The 19664-nt window shown below is 37.1% G+C and carries 19 protein-coding genes; 11 read left to right on the forward strand and 8 right to left on the reverse strand.

Annotated features, from left to right (window positions below):
- Positions 1–32 precede the first annotated feature (32 nt).
- Positions 33–1163, forward strand: a complete 1131-nt coding sequence (nrdB, locus tag ABD009_RS01045; protein ID WP_343822191.1) for a class Ia ribonucleoside-diphosphate reductase subunit beta — start codon at positions 33–35, stop codon at positions 1161–1163.
- Between the two features lie 26 nt (positions 1164–1189).
- A complete protein-coding gene (yfaE, locus tag ABD009_RS01050; protein WP_155694798.1) occupies positions 1190–1456 on the forward strand; it encodes a class I ribonucleotide reductase maintenance protein YfaE in 267 nt (88 codons plus the stop codon).
- 3 nt (positions 1457–1459) lie between these two features.
- On the opposite strand, the gene ABD009_RS01055 is transcribed toward yfaE, so the two are convergent.
- Genes ABD009_RS01055 through ABD009_RS01065 form a run of 3 tightly spaced genes read right to left on the reverse strand, consistent with a single transcriptional unit; the run spans position 1460 to position 3539 of the window.
- Entirely contained in the window at positions 1460–2107 is a 648-nt protein-coding gene (locus ABD009_RS01055) for a DUF2987 domain-containing protein (RefSeq protein ID WP_343822192.1), read from the reverse strand.
- Positions 2108–2110: 3 nt separating this feature from the next.
- Positions 2111–2905 carry a glucosaminidase domain-containing protein gene (locus ABD009_RS01060; RefSeq protein WP_343822193.1) on the reverse strand — a complete coding sequence of 265 codons (795 nt, stop codon included), beginning with the start codon at positions 2903–2905 and terminating at the stop codon, positions 2111–2113.
- Between the two features lie 58 nt (positions 2906–2963).
- Positions 2964–3539 carry a hypothetical protein gene (locus ABD009_RS01065; protein WP_343822194.1) on the reverse strand — a complete coding sequence of 192 codons (576 nt, stop codon included), beginning with the start codon at positions 3537–3539 and terminating at the stop codon, positions 2964–2966.
- A gap of 158 nt (positions 3540–3697) precedes the next feature.
- Between ABD009_RS01065 and yfbR the strand changes: the two genes are divergently transcribed.
- The 6 genes from yfbR to ABD009_RS01095 all read left to right on the forward strand — a co-directional run bounded on the left by yfbR (position 3698) and on the right by ABD009_RS01095 (position 11085).
- Positions 3698–4291: a 5'-deoxynucleotidase gene (gene yfbR, locus ABD009_RS01070; RefSeq protein ID WP_343822195.1), complete on the forward strand. Its 594-nt coding sequence runs from the start codon at positions 3698–3700 to the stop codon at positions 4289–4291.
- A gap of 33 nt (positions 4292–4324) precedes the next feature.
- On the forward strand, positions 4325–5638 hold the full coding sequence (locus ABD009_RS01075; RefSeq protein ID WP_343822196.1) for an anti-phage deoxyguanosine triphosphatase: 1314 nt from the start codon (positions 4325–4327) through the stop codon (positions 5636–5638).
- Between the two features lie 281 nt (positions 5639–5919).
- Positions 5920–7458 carry a diguanylate cyclase gene (locus tag ABD009_RS01080; RefSeq protein ID WP_343822197.1) on the forward strand — a complete coding sequence of 513 codons (1539 nt, stop codon included), beginning with the start codon at positions 5920–5922 and terminating at the stop codon, positions 7456–7458.
- An 8-nt stretch (positions 7459–7466) separates the two neighbouring features.
- Entirely contained in the window at positions 7467–8822 is a 1356-nt protein-coding gene (ppnN, locus tag ABD009_RS01085) for a nucleotide 5'-monophosphate nucleosidase PpnN (RefSeq protein ID WP_343822198.1), read from the forward strand.
- An 89-nt stretch (positions 8823–8911) separates the two neighbouring features.
- A complete protein-coding gene (locus tag ABD009_RS01090) occupies positions 8912–9298 on the forward strand; it encodes a DUF3192 domain-containing protein (protein ID WP_343822199.1) in 387 nt (128 codons plus the stop codon).
- Positions 9295–11085: a hypothetical protein gene (locus tag ABD009_RS01095; protein WP_343822200.1), complete on the forward strand. Its 1791-nt coding sequence runs from the start codon at positions 9295–9297 to the stop codon at positions 11083–11085. Before ABD009_RS01090 ends, ABD009_RS01095 begins: the two co-directional genes overlap by 4 nt.
- Here the strand turns inward: ABD009_RS01095 and ABD009_RS01100 are convergent.
- Genes ABD009_RS01100 through ABD009_RS01110 form a run of 3 tightly spaced genes read right to left on the reverse strand, consistent with a single transcriptional unit; the run spans position 11082 to position 13030 of the window.
- Complete coding sequence (locus ABD009_RS01100) at positions 11082–11465, reverse strand: DUF423 domain-containing protein (RefSeq protein WP_343822201.1); 384 nt, start codon at positions 11463–11465, stop codon at positions 11082–11084. The two genes, ABD009_RS01095 and ABD009_RS01100, sit on opposite strands and share 4 nt — an antisense overlap.
- Positions 11458–12129: an alpha/beta family hydrolase gene (locus tag ABD009_RS01105; protein ID WP_343822202.1), complete on the reverse strand. Its 672-nt coding sequence runs from the start codon at positions 12127–12129 to the stop codon at positions 11458–11460. The genes ABD009_RS01100 and ABD009_RS01105 overlap by 8 nt, the downstream gene beginning before the upstream one ends.
- Positions 12122–13030, reverse strand: coding sequence for a transcriptional regulator GcvA (locus tag ABD009_RS01110; protein WP_343822203.1), 909 nt, complete (start codon positions 13028–13030; stop codon positions 12122–12124). The genes ABD009_RS01105 and ABD009_RS01110 overlap by 8 nt, the downstream gene beginning before the upstream one ends.
- A 223-nt stretch (positions 13031–13253) precedes the next feature.
- Between ABD009_RS01110 and cysK the strand changes: the two genes are divergently transcribed.
- On the forward strand, positions 13254–14222 hold the full coding sequence (gene cysK, locus ABD009_RS01115) for a cysteine synthase A (RefSeq protein ID WP_343822204.1): 969 nt from the start codon (positions 13254–13256) through the stop codon (positions 14220–14222).
- 71 nt (positions 14223–14293) lie between these two features.
- Positions 14294–14749 (forward strand): hypothetical protein, encoded by a 456-nt coding sequence (locus ABD009_RS01120; protein ID WP_155694778.1) that lies wholly within the window; start codon positions 14294–14296, stop codon positions 14747–14749.
- Here the strand turns inward: ABD009_RS01120 and ggt are convergent, their stop codons facing one another.
- Entirely contained in the window at positions 14750–16483 is a 1734-nt protein-coding gene (gene ggt, locus ABD009_RS01125) for a gamma-glutamyltransferase (protein ID WP_343822205.1), read from the reverse strand. It lies immediately after the preceding gene.
- A gap of 194 nt (positions 16484–16677) precedes the next feature.
- Between ggt and rrtA the strand changes: the two genes are divergently transcribed.
- Positions 16678–17166 (forward strand): rhombosortase, encoded by a 489-nt coding sequence (rrtA, locus tag ABD009_RS01130; RefSeq protein WP_343822435.1) that lies wholly within the window; start codon positions 16678–16680, stop codon positions 17164–17166.
- Positions 17167–17212: 46 nt separating this feature from the next.
- On the opposite strand, the gene ABD009_RS01135 is transcribed toward rrtA, so the two are convergent.
- Positions 17213–19651: a S9 family peptidase gene (locus ABD009_RS01135; protein WP_343822206.1), complete on the reverse strand. Its 2439-nt coding sequence runs from the start codon at positions 19649–19651 to the stop codon at positions 17213–17215.
- Positions 19652–19664 lie beyond the last annotated feature (13 nt).

Consider the following 19664-nt stretch of genomic DNA (forward strand, 5'->3'; position numbering starts at 1 on the left):
ATTCATAACCTAATTTAAGTAGAGTAAAGATAATGCGTTATACCACTTTTAATCAACACGATGTTAATCCGTTAGAGCAACCAATGTTCTTTGGCGAAACTGTAAACGTTGCTCGTTATGATCAACAACGTCACTCAATTTTTGAAAAACTCATAGAAAAACAATTATCATTTTTTTGGAGACCAGAAGAAATTGATGTAAGTCGCGACCGCGCAGACTTCCAGTCAATGACGGAAAGTGAAAAGCATATTTTTATCTCTAATTTAAAGTATCAAACTTTATTGGACTCTATTCAAGGTCGTAGCCCTAACGTTGCTTTGCTACCAATTACCTCTCTACCAGAGTTAGAAACTTGGATTGAAACTTGGTCATTCAGTGAAACTATTCACTCACGTTCGTATACGCATATTTTACGTAACTTATTTAATGACCCTAGTCCAATTTTTGATGACATTGTTAGAAACGAAGAGATTCTTAAACGTGCATCAGATATTTCACAATATTACGACGACCTTATTTTCCATACGCAACTTTTCCAAACACTTGGCGAAGGCAAGCATACTGTTGAAGGTGTTGAATATACGGTAACAATGCGTGAGCTTAAGAAAAAGCTGTACTTGGCAGTAAACTCAATCAATGCTTTAGAAGCAATTCGCTTCTACGTAAGTTTTGCTTGTACTTTTGCTTTCGCAGAACGTGAGATTATGGAAGGTAACTCTAAAATTATCCGCCTAATCGCCCGTGATGAAAATCTTCATTTAACTTCTACGCAGCACATCATTAATTTGTGGGCTGACGGTCAAGATGATCCAGAAATGCAAGAAATTAGCATGGAATGTTTTGCTGAAGCACAAGAAATTTTCTTAAAAGCTGTTGAACAAGAAAAAGAATGGGCGACCTACTTGTTTAAAGACGGTTCTATGATTGGTCTTAATGAAGAAATTCTTTGCCAATATGTAGAGTATATTGCTAACCATAGAATGGCGGCAATTGGTATGCCTACTATGTTTGATGTAAAGAGCAACCCTCTTCCGTGGATGAACAAATACTTAGAGTCTGACAACGTTCAAGTTGCACCGCAAGAAGCTGAAATTAGCTCGTACCTTGTTGGTCAAATAGATTCTGAAGTTAATGCCGCAGCATTTGATGGATTTGAACTGTAATTGTTTAGACAATTACTTTTCAACCTATGGCCAAAGTTAACGTAATACAAAGTGAAAAATCATTAGCTAAGTTCGAGTTTCAAGACTCAGAAGCTAGTTTGTTAGATTCACTGCAACACAATGGTGTAGAGATGCTTTATCATTGCCGAGAAGGTTTTTGTGGGGCATGTCGTTGTAAAATTAAAAGTGGCTCTGTTACCTACTTAAATGAGCCACTTGCCTTTGTAAGAAAAGGCGAAATATTAACTTGCTGTAGTAAACCTGCAGGCGATATAGAAATAGAGCTTTTATAAGCTCTATTTTTGTATGTAAGGCAATGCTTTTGTTGGTTTTATTGAAAACTCAACATGTTCTATATTATTTTCAAAACTACTTTTGGTGATCGTACAGCCTAAATCGTTACATTCACCTTTTGCTCCACTTACTATTTCCATACTACTGCCTTCAGGAGCTAAAAACGTAGCTCCAATGACTTCTGGTGCAAGGAATGACAACATACCAGTTTGCTTTTCAAGCGCGGCATCAAACGTATCGATAAGATCAATAATCTCATTCGCCTTTATGTTTGTGGAAAACAAACTGATACTTTCTATTCGCATATCTAAACCACAGTTATCATCATTTACTTTTTCGATTACAACTTGGGCTTTATCTAAATCGTACTGCTTGTCAAAAGGCAAAATAACTTCACCTGACTCATAGAAATACACTTTCTTTGATTTAAGTTTAGTTTTTAGCTGAACCGACTTGATGCCACAAGGTTTGCCAGTAGTCATTTCTTTTAAATAAAAAGCTAACTTAACATTTTGAAATTCAGGCTTGTCCAATTTCTCTATACGATCAAAAAAACCATCGTAACTTAATGACATAACATTTTCAGTAGCAAAAACAGAACTGCATACTAGGGTCGGTATAACCAACCCAAAGAGTTTTAATATTTTCATCAATTAATCTATATACTTATTATTTACTCGGATCATAGTTTGAATTTCTTCAACGTAAGCTTCTCTTCTAATGGAGTATTTTAACAAACCAGTTGCTAAAACTTGAGGGTCTAACTCTTCTTGTTCAGCACGCAACTCTTCTCTAACATCTCTAAGCATTACATAAGCATGACCAGTATTTAGGTTATTAAAATAACTTCTTATAGATGCGATTGGGTGATGGAACATTCTAACTTCATAAGTTTCACCAGCTGGGCGTCCTGTAGGAACAACGCCACAACCTTTTTTAAAACACCATTGCCCAAATAGATTATTTGCTTCAAGCGCAAACCTAGACGTGCCCCAGGCACTTTCATTTGCGGCCTGCATTAAAACTAAAGCGACAGGCAATGTATCTGCCCTTCTTAATACTTTTGTTTTTAATTCTTCAAACGGAACATCATTTTTTAAACTGTAACGTTTTAGTATTTTATTAAAACGCTGCTTTTCGTTTTTTGCAGTGGGTATTGCTGTTAAATTTGAAATAAAATCGCGCTGTTGTTCAACTTCAGAATTTACTTGCTCTACTAATGGTTGTAAATACGAAAAAAACGCTCTTTTCTTTTCCTTTACATCGTTATATTCCGCGAAGTTAGGTAGGAATTCATTTGCGTAGGTAACCGTTTGCTCTTCTTCTGTCATTACTTCTTGATCAAACGTTGTTGTTTGTTTACTAACAAATGGGTACGCTCCAAATAGAAGGACGATAATGATAGCTAGAGCACTAGTTGCTTTTGATGATACTGATTGGTTTTGCATAAACACCTGATTTAAAACGGTTGAATTAATAATGATTTTAGCACAGCGGTTAAACGCGTTATACCTTAACTTTGTCCCAGTATATATCTTGCTTACTAATCTGAGCGATTAAACTATTAAGATCAGAAAATAAGGTTACGCCTTTGTTTTTAGTTGAGATACAACTGGCAATAAAATTATGGCAGTTATTACGCTGTAAATCGTAGTCCTTGTAAGTATAGATTCGGCTAATAGCTCGTTCTACAATTCCGTCGATAATAATTGATTTTCCATTTCTGTTGTTTGCTACATAAATATTGTTACCAGAACGTTCTTTTAAAAAACGAGAAGCAGAAACCGATTTAGTTAAGCCAGTATTACTAAACTCTATAATCGTGTCTTCATCTATCCAAACACCCGTATGGTCCAATACCCCAAATACTTCACAGCATACAATGCTTCCTTCTTCTGGGTTAAACGTATTGGCCCTTTGACAATATTCTGACGGAGACTTTACTAGCTTATTTGAGTTGCAAAGGCTGTTTGAAGATTCTCGGTTACGACGAAGCTCTAGATTTCGATAGTATTGCTTAGTACTTTGATTACTCACTACAGCCCCGAGTACCAAACCTGCAACAATAATGGGTAACGGCATAATGTACCTATATTATAAATGTTAAATTATCTTATTTAATTTTAGACTAAAAATTGACTAAATCATGTTACGTATTGAAACAAAATGTAAGTAAGGTAATCGACTTGTTTTTAATAGCTGTTATGCTAGACACAAGTAAATTAGTTAGAAGTAAACATATGGAAACCAGTCATTTTTTTGCAAATATCTCTAGGCTAAAGCTTATTTTTAGATGGCCGCTTATGCGAACAGTAACCGCTGAAAATGTTCAAGAACATAGCCATCAAGTCGCCACCGTTGCTCACATGTTAGCAGTCATCAAGAATAAAAAGTTTGGTGGTCGCCTTGATGTAAATCAGGTTGCTATTGTTGCTCTTTATCATGATGCCAGTGAAGTTTTGACGGGAGACCTTCCTAGTCCTATTAAGTACCATAATGAAGAAATAGCAAGAGCCTATAAAAAAATTGAGAATATAGCAGAGCAGTCACTTTTAGACATGCTACCAGAGGAATTCAAAGAAGACTTTGCTGATGTTATCGACCATCATAAAATACCAGAAGACATTGCCTTAATTGTTAAGTCTGCAGATGTAGTCTGTGGTTATATAAAAGCCATAGAAGAAATTGCAGCGGGCAATCACGAATTTGAAAAGGCGAAAAAGAATATCGAAAAATCTTTAGAAAAATATCAAACTGAAGAGTTACAGTATTTTATGAAGGTGTTTTTGCCAAGTTTTTCGCTTAGTTTTGATGAAATATCACGTCCGCTATAACGTACTTTTAAAATTGAAGCAGAGAGAATTCATATGGAACTATCCCAGCGCCGTTCAAATCTATCAACAAAACGGCCAAATGATCATAGGGAGCCTTATCAACGAGATAAGGCTAGAATTCTTCACTCTGCAGCTTTTAGGCGACTTCAAGCGAAAACTCAGATATTAGGAGTAGGCCAAGACGATTTCTATAGAACCCGACTAACACATTCTCTAGAAGTTGCACAAATTGGTACAGGTTTATTGGCGCAATTAAGGCAAAGCCATCAAGTTACCAACAACCCAATATTTCAAAAGCTTCTCCCTCCTGACTCTTTAATTGAATCATTATGTTTAGCCCATGATATTGGCCATCCACCTTTTGGTCACGGAGGAGAAGTAGCACTAAATTATATGATGCATAACTTTGGCGGGTTTGAAGCCAACGGGCAAACATTGCGAATCGTCTCAAAACTGGAACCATACACTGAATCACATGGTATGGATTTAACACGACGAACATTTTTAGGCCTAATAAAATATCCGCAATTTATAAGGGCAAATCCTAAGTATATTGCGTCACAAACTAATCACGAATTTATAAATGCAAAACAGTGGAAACCAACAAAAGGCTTATTCGAAGTAGATAAAGATGTTTATTCTTGGGTAATGGAAACCGCAACTACAAACGACGCTAAGCTATTTACCAGTTCAGTTAGCGAAGACAATCAATCAAATACACCATATATTAAATCAAAAACAAATTATAAATCTTTTGACGCTTCTATAATGGAGTTGGCAGATGATATAGCCTATGCCGTCCATGATCTTGAAGACGCAATAGTTTTAAACAACGTGACAGAGTCTGTTTGGCGCTCACAAGTTTTAGTTTCATTTAAAGCTTTAGATAATAAATGGGCCAAAACGCACTCAGAACAACTAACTGTAATGTTATTTAGTTCAAAACACTTTGAACGTAAAAATGCAATTGGCGCTTTAGTTAACCATCTAATTACTAACATCGCCATTACAGAACAACATAGCGGTTTTGAGCATCCCATTTTACGTTACAACGTAAAACTAGAGAGTTCAGCAGAATCCGTTCTTAACCTCTTAAAAGACTTTGTATACCAGAACGTTATTTTGTCAGCTCCACTACAACAAGCAGAGTTTCGAGGTCAACAAATGTTAGTGTCTCTATTTAAAGCGATTCAATCAGATCCCTTTAGATTGTTACCTACAGACTTATCACTTGTTTATCAAAATGCCGGGTCACTCGACCTTCAAAACCGGCTTATTTGTGACTTTTTAGCGAACATGTCAGACGTTCAAGCTACCCGTTTGTACAATACAATGTTTGTAGGTTAAACAATAATGCAGCCCAATATGTAACCCAACACGTAACATTACAAAACAACTTTCATTTTGTTCGCTTTTAATTTAGTATTCCTTTTATAATCTGAGATTGGTTAAAAAGGAGTCTGTTATGAACGAAGAGTACAAACAAGAGCCTACTTGGCTACCCTACTACCTGCTTAAGTAACAATTAGTAACCTTTAAACAGCCATGTTAAATGGCTTTTTTTTTGCTTTGCAATTATAGTTACGTCATAAATTATTTTTTGTTACATAGCCTATACAAGCGATTATATGACTGACAAATCAATTTCAGAAGTAATTAAACTTCGCGAAATCAATACTCGTATTGAGACAAACCTTAGTAGCACTTTTAAAGTAATTGACCGATTTGGTGTTATTTTGAAGGGCAATCACAAAGAGCTTGATCATAAACTCGCTGAATTACGCAAAGGCATAAAAAAAGCGGAAGATTCTTCTGAATTAGAACCTTTTATTACCGCTACAAACCAATCACTAAAATCATTCGAAGCAGAGTTTGCAAATAGCCTCAGAGAACTCAAATCTGATGTATTGGAAATTGGAGAATCCCTTCAGTCTACAAAGGGAATGGATTCTACCGTTCGTAGAAATTTAAGGATGATTTTAAATAAAATAAAGTCCACCGACTCTAATATTATTACGGAAATCCAGCCTAATATAGCCAATTTAATGAAGTTACTGGTAGCGGTAAAATTTAGTGATGTTACCAACGACGACGCTCCAAGTAACCAGCCCAACAATATCGCCGAAACGTTCAATTCCAATATGATGGAAAGCCTAGTCTCTGGGTTAATCAAACTGTCTAAAAGTGATGTGATAAAACCAAGTTTAGATACGTTCAGTGACCGCATAAAAATAGCCGATAGCGATGACCAAAAGCTAGATATTTGCCTAAGCTTTTTCGAAGACGTGGTTGGACGCTTTAGTGAAGAGTTTTCGCAGACACAACGCTTAATTTTAAATATAAATAAAGCACTTGCTGATGTTCACGCTACGCTTCTCGATTCCCTAAAAAGCTCTAAAAACTATGACAAACAACTAAAGTCATTAAATAGCCAAATCGATAAGCAAATCAAGGAACTCTCTGATAGCACGAACTCTGCAACTTCATTAAGTGAACTGCAGGTTGTGATAGATAAGAAGTTATCTGTTATAAACACTTCAATCCGCAAACGCGACGATATAGAACAAGAACGGTCTGATAAATTACAGTCGGCATTAAATGCCATGGAAGCAAAGCTAGGTGGATTAGAGCAGCGGACTGACTACTATAGAAATAAATGGCTCGAAGAAAAGGTAAGGAACGGAATTGATACTTTAACCAGTTTACCTAATCGCGGCGCCTACGATAATCGTATTCAAGAGGAATATCAACGTTGGTTACGACAGCCTCAGCCATTGTCTATAGCGGTTATTGATATAGACCACTTTAAGAAAATAAATGACAACTATGGTCATAGTGTAGGCGATAAAACGTTAAAAATTGTTGCCAATACTCTCAAAAAAAGCCTTCGTAAAACTGATTTTTTAGCGAGATATGGTGGTGAAGAGTTTGTGGTAATTATGGTTAACAGCGATCCAAGTAAAGTGGCAGGACCTTTAGAAAGTTTAAGAAAGGCAGTTGAAAAAATTCCTTTTAAAGTTAAAGATACACCATTAAACATTACAATATCCATTGGATTTACCGCATTTTTAGCGGCTGATAATGTACACACCGCTTTTGACCGAGCGGACAAAGCCCTTTACGAAGCCAAACATACTGGCAGAAATAGGGTTTGTTATAAAAAATAGGAGTAGTTATGCGGATAGTATTAAGCCCGCTCGATGGAATGAATTTATTGTCTCAAGTCGAAGTGAAACAACTAGAAAAGTCGTCAAATAGTGACTTATACAAGCTTTTTAGGAGTTGTGCACTCGCAGTATTAAATGTAGGTAGCGAAACTGACGACAGTGCAGAGATCTATAACAAATATAAAGACTTTGATATTCATCTGATTTCAAAAGAACGTGGAATAAAAATAGAGTTAATCAACCCACCTATGTCAGCGTTCGTAGATGGTAAATTAATTGTAGGTATACAAGAACACTTACAAGCTGTAATACGCGACATATTATTTAATGCTAATAAATACCAGCATCAACCGTCGTTAAACATTTCTGAGAGTAAGCAAATTACAAATAATGTTTTTGATATGCTTAGGAATGCGAGAGTTGTTCAACCTATTGACGCGCCAAATTTAGTTGTATGCTGGGGTGGCCACTCAATAGGGCCAGAAGAATATGACTATACGAAGGAAGTTGGTTACCAACTTGGCCTACGAGGATTAAACATTTGTACCGGTTGCGGCCCAGGTGCTATGAAAGGACCGATGAAAGGTGCGGCGTTAGCACACTCAAAACAACGGATAAAAAGTGGCCGATACCTGGGTTTAACTGAACCTTCAATTATTGCGGCAGAAGCGCCAAACCCAATAGTTAATGAATTGGTTATACTGCCTGACATAGAAAAGAGGCTTGAAGCCTTTGTTCGAGTTGCACATTCAATTGTCATTTTCCCAGGTGGTGCAGGTACAGCTGAAGAGTTGCTCTATATCTTAGGTCTTATGCTGAACCCAGAAAACGAACAGCAAATTCTGCCTATAATTTTGACCGGTCCTAAATCTTCAATTGCTTACTTTGAAGAGATTGCTGAGTTTGTTGAAAGTGTATTGGGTGAAAAAGCAAGAAGTTTACTTACTATAGTAACCAATGACGCAATAGAAGTTGCCACTTTAGTAAAAGCACAAATGGAGCCTTTGCGTATACACAGGAAAACCATAGGCGATGCATATCAATTTAATTGGACGTTAAAAATACCGGAACCTTTCCAGCAAAGTTTTGACCCAACCCACCAGAATATGGCTAAATTAAACTTACATTTAGACCAACCGGTGGAGGACCTAGCGGCAAACCTTCGCCGAGCTTTCTCTGGTATTGTTGCAGGAAATATTAAGCAAGAAGGCTTGTTAGCAGTAAAAGAGCATGGTCCGTTCGAACTATCCGGCGATACTGGGCTAATGAACAAGATGGACAACCTTTTAGAGGCATTTGTAAAACAAGGTCGAATGAAGTTGCCCGGCTCAGTATATGAACCATGCTATAAAATAAAAACTTAATACAAAAACATTTACAAAGTTAACTTTGACAATACAACAGCCTTTATCGTTATAATGATAAAGGCTTTTTAATATAAACAGGTTAGGCAATGAGTAAGAAAGTAGTTAAATATTCGCTAATTGGGTTTGGTTTATATGCCGTGTTAGCTGCGGGTGTATTAACGTTTTATGAAGATAACCCAGATCAAATGAGATGGGATGACAGGCAAGCATACAATAAAAAGTATATAAATGAGTTGTCTATAGACGAGCCTATATTTAAAGAGCGTATAATACAGTCGTTGGGCTCTCCTGATATTACAGAGGCAAAAATACTAAATGGCGAAACATTTCAAGTTATGTTCTATCGTACTAAACATGAAAAATCTGATGGCATAACGACTAAAGATGAATGTACGCCACTTTTATTTAAAGATGGCAAGCTCATTGCTTGGGGTATATCAGCCTTTGAACAATTTGACTCGATTAGAATTTGAACCAAGAACTCGCTTTTAATAATGACAATACTAAGTCAGACGCAATAAACCACTTTATTGCGTTGGCTGGTAAATGCGCCACTGATTTTAGAACTCAGGACATTAGCACACTAAAAGTATCCATTGGTCACTTTATTGACGCAACGCAAGAAGTTCTAACGCATACACCTGGCGCCTCTCTACTTTTATTAAATGTTAGAGATAAAAAACAAAGTTACTTAACAAATCTTATTATTAAGACGGTATTGATTGCCAATGTTCTAGCTCATCAAGGCAGTTATTCTCTGGTGACGAAACAGAAGCTAGTTACCACAACATTACTAATCATTTATACCATGTCTCCTTATTTTCTTAAGGTAAAAGCTGACCATAGTTTATTCACTCAATATAAGAGTATTTTTAAAAATGCGGCTAAAATCACTTTTAAACAAGTCAAAAATGAATACATAGATGAACCTGATATTCTTCGGATACTTTCGCAAATAGCGAATATCAATGAGTTTAAAAATAAAAACCAAGTATGCCAAACAATCGTTATTCTATCTTTGAACTCAGCTATTTACACCTGCCCTTTTTACCTAAGCAAACCGTTATCGGCAGATGCAGCACTAGCTAAGTCTTTGGTGCAGCTTAATTTAATTTGTCCAAAGCCATTTACGGCAAGTTATGTTGGAATGTTTAGCCAATGTATATCTCTTTTGTCATTTGGCAAGTTGTGTGTTTCTGCTGACAACAATTTTTTAGTATCTGTAAACTATAAAGTTAATAATAAAAATGACATTTCAGAGGTTCCTTGTATAAGTTACGGGAAAGTTGAAGAACGTAATGTATTTGTCGCCCCCATGGTATTGTGTACAAACAAAATAAGATTTATTTTACCGCAACAGGCTCTAAGTTATAAAACGTCACTCAGCCATTTATCAGTAGAAGTTATTGAAAGCTTTATAGGTTTAGCACCAAATAATAATGAATTAAACGCTAGGTATTTACCTCCGGAGTACTTAGACAAAACTTCAAAAGCACTGCTATCGGAAACGACCTTATTAATTGCCGACTACCTTTCTCAAGATACTCAAAAGTCTAAGTTAGTGATGGACTATGCCAAAGGCGTTACACGCACTCACCAGCCTGTTTCTAACATTCGACATGCTATTGCCCTTTTAGGAATGATTCGTATATACCCAGTAGTTTGTATTTCTGAAATGAAATTACTTCAACAAAAAAACTTAGCCTTTGGTGAGTATGAAGTTATCAACAAAGAAAATGTGTTTGCTGGTATCGCAAATGGCTTAAGCAAACTGATAAGTTTTTCTATTCCTGAATATCAAGAACTGGTATCTAGAGTTATATTTCAAGGTTTGATGATTATTCCAAAGAGTCGCTACGCCGCTAGCATTGCCACTTTACTAGGGCCGAATGAAAACGAGTTTTACACCCTAAACGACGCGTTTGGTAAGGCAAGAATAGTTGATTGGGCACGTTGCAGTAAAAAGTTAGCTATTGACTGGAAGTTACCAAAGGCCTACGTTGCTACTCTGAATAGCTTCTTTGAAGTAAAGTCAAAACTCGTAGATTATAAAGCTGTCCCTAAACAAATTAGAGTAAACGTAAGCGGGTTAGTTATAACTGAGTGGACACTTTTAAACTGGTTAAAAGGTAATAACCGCCCTAGTTCTTTGGATGATATTTCAGGCGCATTATCAGTTTTGAATATAAGCAACAGCGAGTTTCTAACTATTTATCAGCAACTCATCGACAATAACCAACCTTGCTCTAGCTTGTGTTAAGCCTTATCAATATTACCCTTTAATGTAAAAACTAGTGTTGTCCATCCTCCTAACAACAAAACGCCTCCTATTGGCGTAATAGCACCTAACACGCTAATTTCAGTTATCGCTAAAAGGTAGAGAGAACCTGAGAAAAGTAGACTTCCGAATAAAAATAACTTTGAAGCTACTCTCGCAGCCTTAGAGTCTTTTAATAGCGATGTGAATAGCAAAACTATTGCATGATACATTTGATATTCTACCGCGGTCTGCCAAATTCCTAGCTGGTAGTTACTTAACATTCCCTTAAGTCCATGGGCTCCAAAAGCGCCCAAAGAAACAGCAAGAAAACCCAGTACAATCGCGCTAATGAAAGCAAACTTAGAGTTAATATTATTCATTTAGCTGACCAGTTACAAATTGTTCTATTTTACTAACAGCTAACTGCATGTTGCTTAATTCAGTATATCCAGAAGCCTTTCTTGGTTTAAAACTATGATCACCATCAGGAATAGCAAAGGTTTGCATGTTCTTTGGCAGATTTAATGATTGAATTAACTCGGTCCCACCAAAAGAATCTCTTTCTCCCTGCAGGATCAATGTTGGTTTGACAATTTTAGGAAAATGGCCGATTCGTTCTTCAAGCTTCTCTGGTTTACCAGGTGGTATGAATGGATATCCCAAAACAATTAAGCCGTCAAATAAGTTTCCAACGTCTGCTGCTAATAAACTAGCCATTCGCCCTCCCATACTTTTGCCTATTAAAAACAAAGGCAGTTTAGGTGCAATACTTGTCTTTACCATTTCGATTTCTAGTTGAAAGTATTCTAATAACTGTGGGGCTCGATTAGGTGGACGTCTTTTTTCCGTTTCATAGACTGTTTGCATGTAAGGAAAATTAAAAGTAACGACATTAAACCCAAGTTTTGCCAATGACATAGCGTAATCAACAATAAAAGTGTGTTTATTTCCAGCTCCCGCACCATGTGCAAACAGCAAGGTCGCTTTAGCCTCATCATTTAAATAGGTAGTTCTTTTGTATCCGTGTTCTATTACGTTAATCAAATGCTAACCCCTGGGATTCTTTTTTTACCTTATTCAACAACCACTGCCTAAATATTTTTATTTTAGGGCTATCAATTTGTGAATCCCTGCACGCTAGGTAGTAAGCTCGTTCACTAATCAATGCTTGAGTAAATGGCACCACTAACCTTCCTGATTCAATATCCGGCTGTGCTAACACACTATGCGCTAACGCTATTCCTTGGCCATGAATAGCGGCTTGCAGCACCATAGAGGAGTGGGAAAAAATAGGGCCCTGATTAACGTTAATATCCCTTAATCCTACGGACTTAATGTAATCTTTCCAATTATTGCGTGCAGTATCGTGAAGTAACGTAAAGTTTTTTAAATCTTCTAGATTCTTTAAGCCATTATTTTGGGCTAGCAATAACGGCGAGCATACTGGGATTAGGTATTCAGTATGCAGTTTGTCGGCATTTATGCCATTCCACTGACCTTTGCCATAATAAATAGCTACATCAACGTCATCTGTTAGTGAGTTTTCGTCATGATCCTGAGCTTTAATGCGAACATCTATATCAGGATTGTGTTTAGAAAAATCACTAAGTCTTGGTACTAACCATTGAATCGCAAAACTAGGTGTCATTGCAATACTAACAGAGCCTTTTGCCCCACGGCTTAGTAGCCGCTCGGTTGCATCATAAAGATTAATAAAAATGTCTTTAATATCTAAGTAGTAACTTTGTCCCTCTTCCGTAAGCAATAAAGAGCGATTACGCCTCATAAAAAGTTTAATACTTAGATGATCTTCTAATAATTTTATTTGATGACTAATTGCCGCTTGTGTAACAAATAGCTCTTCAGCTGCTTTTGTAAAGCTGAGGTTTCTAGCCGCGGCTTCAAAAGCTTTAAGGGAATTTAGAGGGGGTAATCTTCTAGCCATTTTTTTATTTTTTATCATTAGAAATATTAAAGTGAGTTTACCATTTCATTTACTAAAGGCTACTGAAATATTAAGTACAGGTATTCAAATATACATACCATTAGTTAGTAACAATCCTTCTTTATTGTGAAAAGTAATATTATATGACGTATTTGCATTTCTCTTATACGTTTAAAAAGCCTATCTTTAAGGTCAACATAATTTTACAAACGTTCCGGACATTATGGATAATATTGATATAGATAACTCTCAAAGCATAGGTAATACACCGCTCGTAAAACTAAACCGAGTCACGACAGGAAATGTATATGCCAAAATAGAATCGCGTAACCCTTCTTTTAGCGTTAAGTGTCGAATCGGTGCAAATATGATTTGGGACGCTGAGAAAAAAGGTTTGTTGACGGAAGGTAAAGAGTTAATTGAACCGACTTCAGGTAATACCGGAATTGCATTAGCCTTTGTTGCTGCATCTAGAGGCTATAAGCTTACGTTAACGATGCCTGAAACCATGAGTTTGGAGCGACGCAAACTACTTAAATCACTTGGTGCCAAACTTGTGCTCACTGAAGGACCAAAAGGTATGGGCGGTGCAATCGCCAAAGCAAATGAAATTGTTGCTCAGGAACCTGATAAGTTTGTATTATTGCAGCAATTTGAAAACCCTGCGAATCCACAAATACACTTTGAAACAACGGGACCAGAGATATGGAATGCGACACAAGGCAAGATTGATATATTTGTTGCTGGTGTCGGTACTGGCGGAACGATCACTGGTGTTTCTCGTTATATCAAAAACGAAAAGAATAAGAATATACAGTCAATTGCGGTGGAACCAACCCACTCTCCCGTAATAAGTCAGCAATTAGCAGGACAAGAGTTAACACCTGGACCACATAAGATTCAGGGTATAGGCGCTGGTTTTATTCCTAAAAACTTAGACTTAAGTCTTATAGATTCAGTGGAACAAGTTTCTAATGAAGAAACTATGGAAATGGCACATAGACTAATGAAAGAAGAAGGAATTTTAGCTGGTATTTCTTCTGGTGCTGCTGTTGTTGCTGCCAAAAGACTTGCTGAACGACCTGAAAACAAAAATAAGAATATTGTTGTTATTCTACCTAGTGCATCGGAGCGCTATTTAAGCTCACCTTTATTTGATGGTGAATTTGAAGAACAAGAACTAACTCAATAGCCAGTAAGACTTTATTTAATAAGCTTTTGTAGTACACTTGTTGTTGTCCCGTTTCAATTGGATAACAACAAGTGCTGAAAAAAAGCTTATTACTATATTTGATATTATTACTGCCGTTAGTAGGTTGTGAAGAAAAAAGTGACAACATCCCTGCATTTGCAAATCCCAATGCTCCAGAATATAGAGCTCTTACATTTTTCGATGCGATTTATAATAACGCCGATATGGAACTTGCGCTTAAATATTCTACCAAACAGCATGCTCGAATTATTAAGTCCTATGGAAGCGTAAAGGGTTACTCTAGATACGTGTTGAATCTACAGTTTGATCCTGGCGTCGACTTAAAAATAGACAGAACATTAAGCCAAGTAGAAACCACTTCACAAAAAACAACGTCTGTTAATATTTTGTTTTCTGGCTTCTATCATGGCAATAAGATTAATGACTTAAGAGAAGTCAAATTTGAAAAAGTGAAGGGCCAATGGCTAATATCAAAGATAGCCGGTGACCCATACGCAAGAAGATAATTAGAGCCCTTCGGACGTCCCTTCTCTTCTTGGGTCAGCTGCACCTTGCCAACCACCTTCAACTTTTAGTATTCCGTGTATACCAGAGGTTAAGTTAAGCATTCTAACTTTATGGCCTTTGGCTTCTAGCTTTGGTTTTATTTCTAATAACTCAGCCCTATTTTCTAATGATGTGTAACTATTTCGATTAGAAATTCGTGGTAAGTCCACAACCTGCTTCATATCCATTTTATAATCAAGCAGTCCAATTAAAGCGTAACCTACATAGTTGATAATTCGGCTGCCGCCTGGCGAACCAATTAACGCAAAAACTTTATTGTCTTTTAGCACAATCACGGGTGTCATTGAGCTTCTAGGTCGTTTGCCTGCTTCAACACGGTTTGCAACCAACTTACCATTAACACTCGGTTTCAATGAAAAATCCGTTAGCTGATTGTTTAGTAGAAACCCACCTGACATAACGTTTGAGCCAAAGCCCATTTCAATACTTGTCGTCATAGATATAGCATTTCCGAACGAATCAACTATTGAGAGGTGACTCGTATTAGGTTGCTCAATACTTACATTAGATGCTATTAGGTTATCATTGAAACGGCCCGGTTTAGCTTTTCCCATATCCTTTTTATCGTCTATCAAGTTTGAACGCTTTTCTAAATAGTCACTAGCTAACATCTTAGACACGGGAACATCAACGAAGTCACTATCCGCTATATATCTATTTCTATCTGCAAAAGCTAGCTTTGCTGCTTGCGTGTACCTATGAATTGTTTCTGCACTATCTACTGGAAACTCTGTTAAATTATAACGCTCTAAAAGTTTCAATATTTGTAATACAGTAATGCCACCAGAACTTGGGGGTCCCATGCTACACACTTTATATACGTCACTTGCTTGGTATTCGACACAAACAGGCTCCCTTTCTATGGATGTGTAGTTCTTAAGATCGCTTAAAGACAATAAGCCAGGCGAAATCTCACTACTTTGTACCGCTGTAACAATCTCTTTGGCTATTGTTCCAGTGTAAAATTCTTCAACGCCATTTTCAGCCAATTTTCTAAGCGTTTTGGCGAAAGGCAAGTTTTTGAGTAACACGCCCTCTTCAATAGCCTTTCCATTCGGATAAAAGTATTCCTTGGCTGGTGAAAGTAATTTTAAACCTGGGTTCATTTCCATCTTTACGAGCGACGCTAATCGAGGGCTAACCATAAAACCCTTTTCGGCTAATTCAATAGCGGGCTGAAATAGCGAAGCCCATGGTAACTTACCTTTTTTATTATGAGCATCTGACAACATTCTCATGACACCCGGCGTACCAACAGACTTACCACCAATAACAGCATCAATCCACTTTACTGGCTTTCCATTTTTATCTAAGAATAGAGCTGGAGTAGCGTTTTGTGGTGCAGTTTCTCTACCATCAAAAGTAGTAACTTTTGATGTTTTTGCATCAAAAGTTAGTAAAAATGCACCACCACCAATTCCTGAAGATTGGGGCTCTACTAGTGATAACACTAACTGAGCAGCAATTGCCGCATCAGTAGCAGTGCCGCCCATTTTTAACATTTTTAAAGCAGCGTCAACGGCGTGGGGGTTAGCTGCACTCACCATCGCATTTTTACTCAAACTTGCTTTTGTATAATTAAGACCTGTAAATGCCTCTGGAACAGCTCTAGAAGGCTCGTCTGCAAAAACAGAGCTTGCAAACATTAAAGGAATAAGACTAAATAAGCGCATAACAATCTCGAGTAATCATAAGAAAACATGATAGTAACAAAACCAGATCAAATTCTCATGGAGTTTTCCATCAGCCGACCTAAAAACAAGAGGAGCTAACGTTGCTAGGGTTTCCAACTCAACTGAAATATATAATAGGCCCTGTTTCTGTCGCTTTTTTCATAATTATTGCCTCTCTTATCCCAGATACTTTTTTGGAAACGCTATATTTAGAACCCAACAAAGTTTTCGGTGGTGAATTATGGAGAATAATCACTGGACAATTTTTGCATTCAAACAATGCTCATATGTGGATGAACATAGCGGGCCTTGCATTAGTTTGGGCCTTGCATGGCGACCATTATCGTATTCATCATTTTTGGGTATTAAGTATTATAGGAATGTTATTGGTTGGTTTATTGGTAACATTCTTTAGTGAGTACGGCATTTACACAGGTTTTTCCGGTGTTTTACATTTTCTTCTAGCTTATGGCGCAATGATAGATATCAAAAACAAAGATAAAACAGGTTATCTGTTAATTATGGGCCTTTTAGCTAAAGTTGCCTATGAGAATGTTTTTGGTGCGGCGCAAAGCACAGAACAACTTATTGAAGCTAGTGTAGCGGTTGATGCGCACGCATTTGGTTTAGTAACCGGTTTCTTGTTGTTTCTAATAATAAAAAAGCCTCTATATATAAAATAGAGGCCTTTATAGTATTTCAATTTAATTTAAAGCTTAGATACCTAAATCAAAGGTTATTCTCAAACAACTTATATATTCGCCTATATTCATCCAACCAACTTGATGGCTGAACAAAGCCATGTGGCTCTACAGGGTAAATAGCGGTTTCAAAATTCTCTTTCTCCAACTCTATAAACCTCTGAACTAGTCGCACTACATCTACAAAAAAGACATTGTTATCAACCATTGGCGCATTAATCAACAGTGGTTTTGTTAATCCTTCTGCAAAATAGATTGGTGAGCTTTTTCTATAAGCGATCATATCGTCTTCAGGTCGATTTAATATATTGGAAGTATAGCCATCATTATAATGAGCCCAATCAGATACCGGTCTTAACGCTGCGCCTGCTTGAAATAGGTCAGGTTGCGTGAACAACGCCATGAAAGTCATAAAGCCGCCGTAAGAGCCTCCGTATGTACCTACTCTATTTCTATCAACGTTCGCATTTGAAACGAGCCAGTTGACGCCGTCTGACAGATCTTCAATCTCAGGAGTACCCATTTGACGATAGATAGCAGTTCGCCAATCACGTCCATAACCTTTAGACGCTCTATAGTCCATGTCCATAACAACATAACCTTGCTGGGCAAGCATATTGTGGAACATAAACTCTCTGAAGTAGCCAGACCAGCCTTTGTGGCTATTTTGCAAATAACCAGCACCGTGATTGAATATTACCGCTTTCCTTGGCTCGCCTTTTTTATAATCTTTAGGGTAATAAACTCTTGCATAAATTGGCTTGTCGGTGTTTGTAGAAGGGACTGCTACAATTTCTGGTGCAGTCCAAGGCATCGCTTTAAACTCTTCTGAAACTGTATTGGTCAGTCTAGTAGATTCACCTGATTTGACTGTATATGTGTATAAGTCACTAGGTCTTAGTAAATTTGAATGACTAACCAACAACTTAGTTTCATCCGGACTTAAAGAAAACGTATTTTCTCCAGTTTTATCGGTGATGGCAGTTGGACTCAAAACCTTATTAACAGAACTTTTCAGCTTATAAACATGATACTCACCCGGGTGATTTACGTTCGCCCTAAATATAAACTGTGAATCGTTTTTAGTTAAAACAGGGGTTGAAACCTCATACTCACCATCAGTTAACTGTTTAGTTTGTTTTGAATCGATATCTTTAGTGTAAAGGTGAGAATATCCTGTTTCTTCCGACAAATAGTAAAGTTTTTCACTGTTGTTAAACCAGCCAAAATCATTAAACGTATAGTTTATCCATGCGTCGTCATGCAATTGATGTTGGTTTACAAACTTATGTTCATTGAGATCTACAGTTGATAACCAGCGGTCTTTGTTGTCCCAAGCCTCAAGCATAATAGCCACTTGTTTACTGCTCTTGTGCCATTGTATTGCTGATTGTGACCATGACCAATCTACTATTAGGTTAATTGTTCTCGGTTTGCTTTCTGACTTATACTCTTTGCCTTCTGCCGCATAGTTTTCTGCTCTAACGTCAGCTAAGACATCTTTATCAAAATCTGGCAGCGAATTTATCGCTAGCTCATATTTCTCTCCTTTGGCGATATCAACTAACCAAAACTCTTGTTGAACAGGTTTAGCATCGGCTACTCTTCTGCGTACTTTTTCAATTTCGATACGACCATCTTGAGCGATATAGTTAGGCATAACATCCGTATCATCGCGCCAAGATGATTTTTTTTGCACAACAACGATTATCTTCTCAGCATCTGGAGATACCTTCGCTGCTGAGAGAACGTTACCCTTTCCAAAATAAAAGTGCTTTTTATGAGCAAATTTATTCTGTGCTTTAAGGGCCTCATTCGACTCATATCTTTCAATGTTATCTTTGTGCTTATTTGCTACATAATTTATAAGTGAGTGTTGCTCAGACGCTATAAGATCAGCTGGACCTTTAGGCGCTTCGGGCTTGTCACTCATTGACAGCTTAAAGACTTCATTTACTTTTCTATTCTTAATATTATAAGAAATAAATCGATTAGCTTCCCAATAACCAAGCAAGTTATCTTTTACAAACTGTGGTGAAGACTCGTAGTCACTCGTATTCGTAACTTGAGTTACTTTACTAGTTTTTACATCCCATAAAAAAATATCACCTTTAAAAACATAAGCTGCAAACTGGCCATCAAGACTGTAAGTTGTTTGTGACAACTTAGTTTTGTGAGCTTCATCAAAGCCGATTTCTTTAAAACTCTTTGGATTCAAACTGTCCAAACGAATTTGTTTATTCACAGCGGATAATTTTACGTCTTGATTAAACGTAACGTGTCTAGAGTCCGGTAGCCATTTAGGCGATGTTGGTGTTGTTGCAATCCAACTAGGATCAGACATTATTTTTTCTAACGATATTTCCGTATCGCTAGCGGCATAAGAATTAGCGCTAATTACGAATAATGCGCTTAGAACATTAACGGCTAGCCTCGATGTACTAACCTTTATATTAAGTTTTGACATAGTGAATTCCATT

The sequence above is a fragment of the Psychrosphaera haliotis genome, assembly GCF_039523615.1.
Taxonomy (GTDB): domain Bacteria; phylum Pseudomonadota; class Gammaproteobacteria; order Enterobacterales; family Alteromonadaceae; genus Psychrosphaera; species Psychrosphaera haliotis.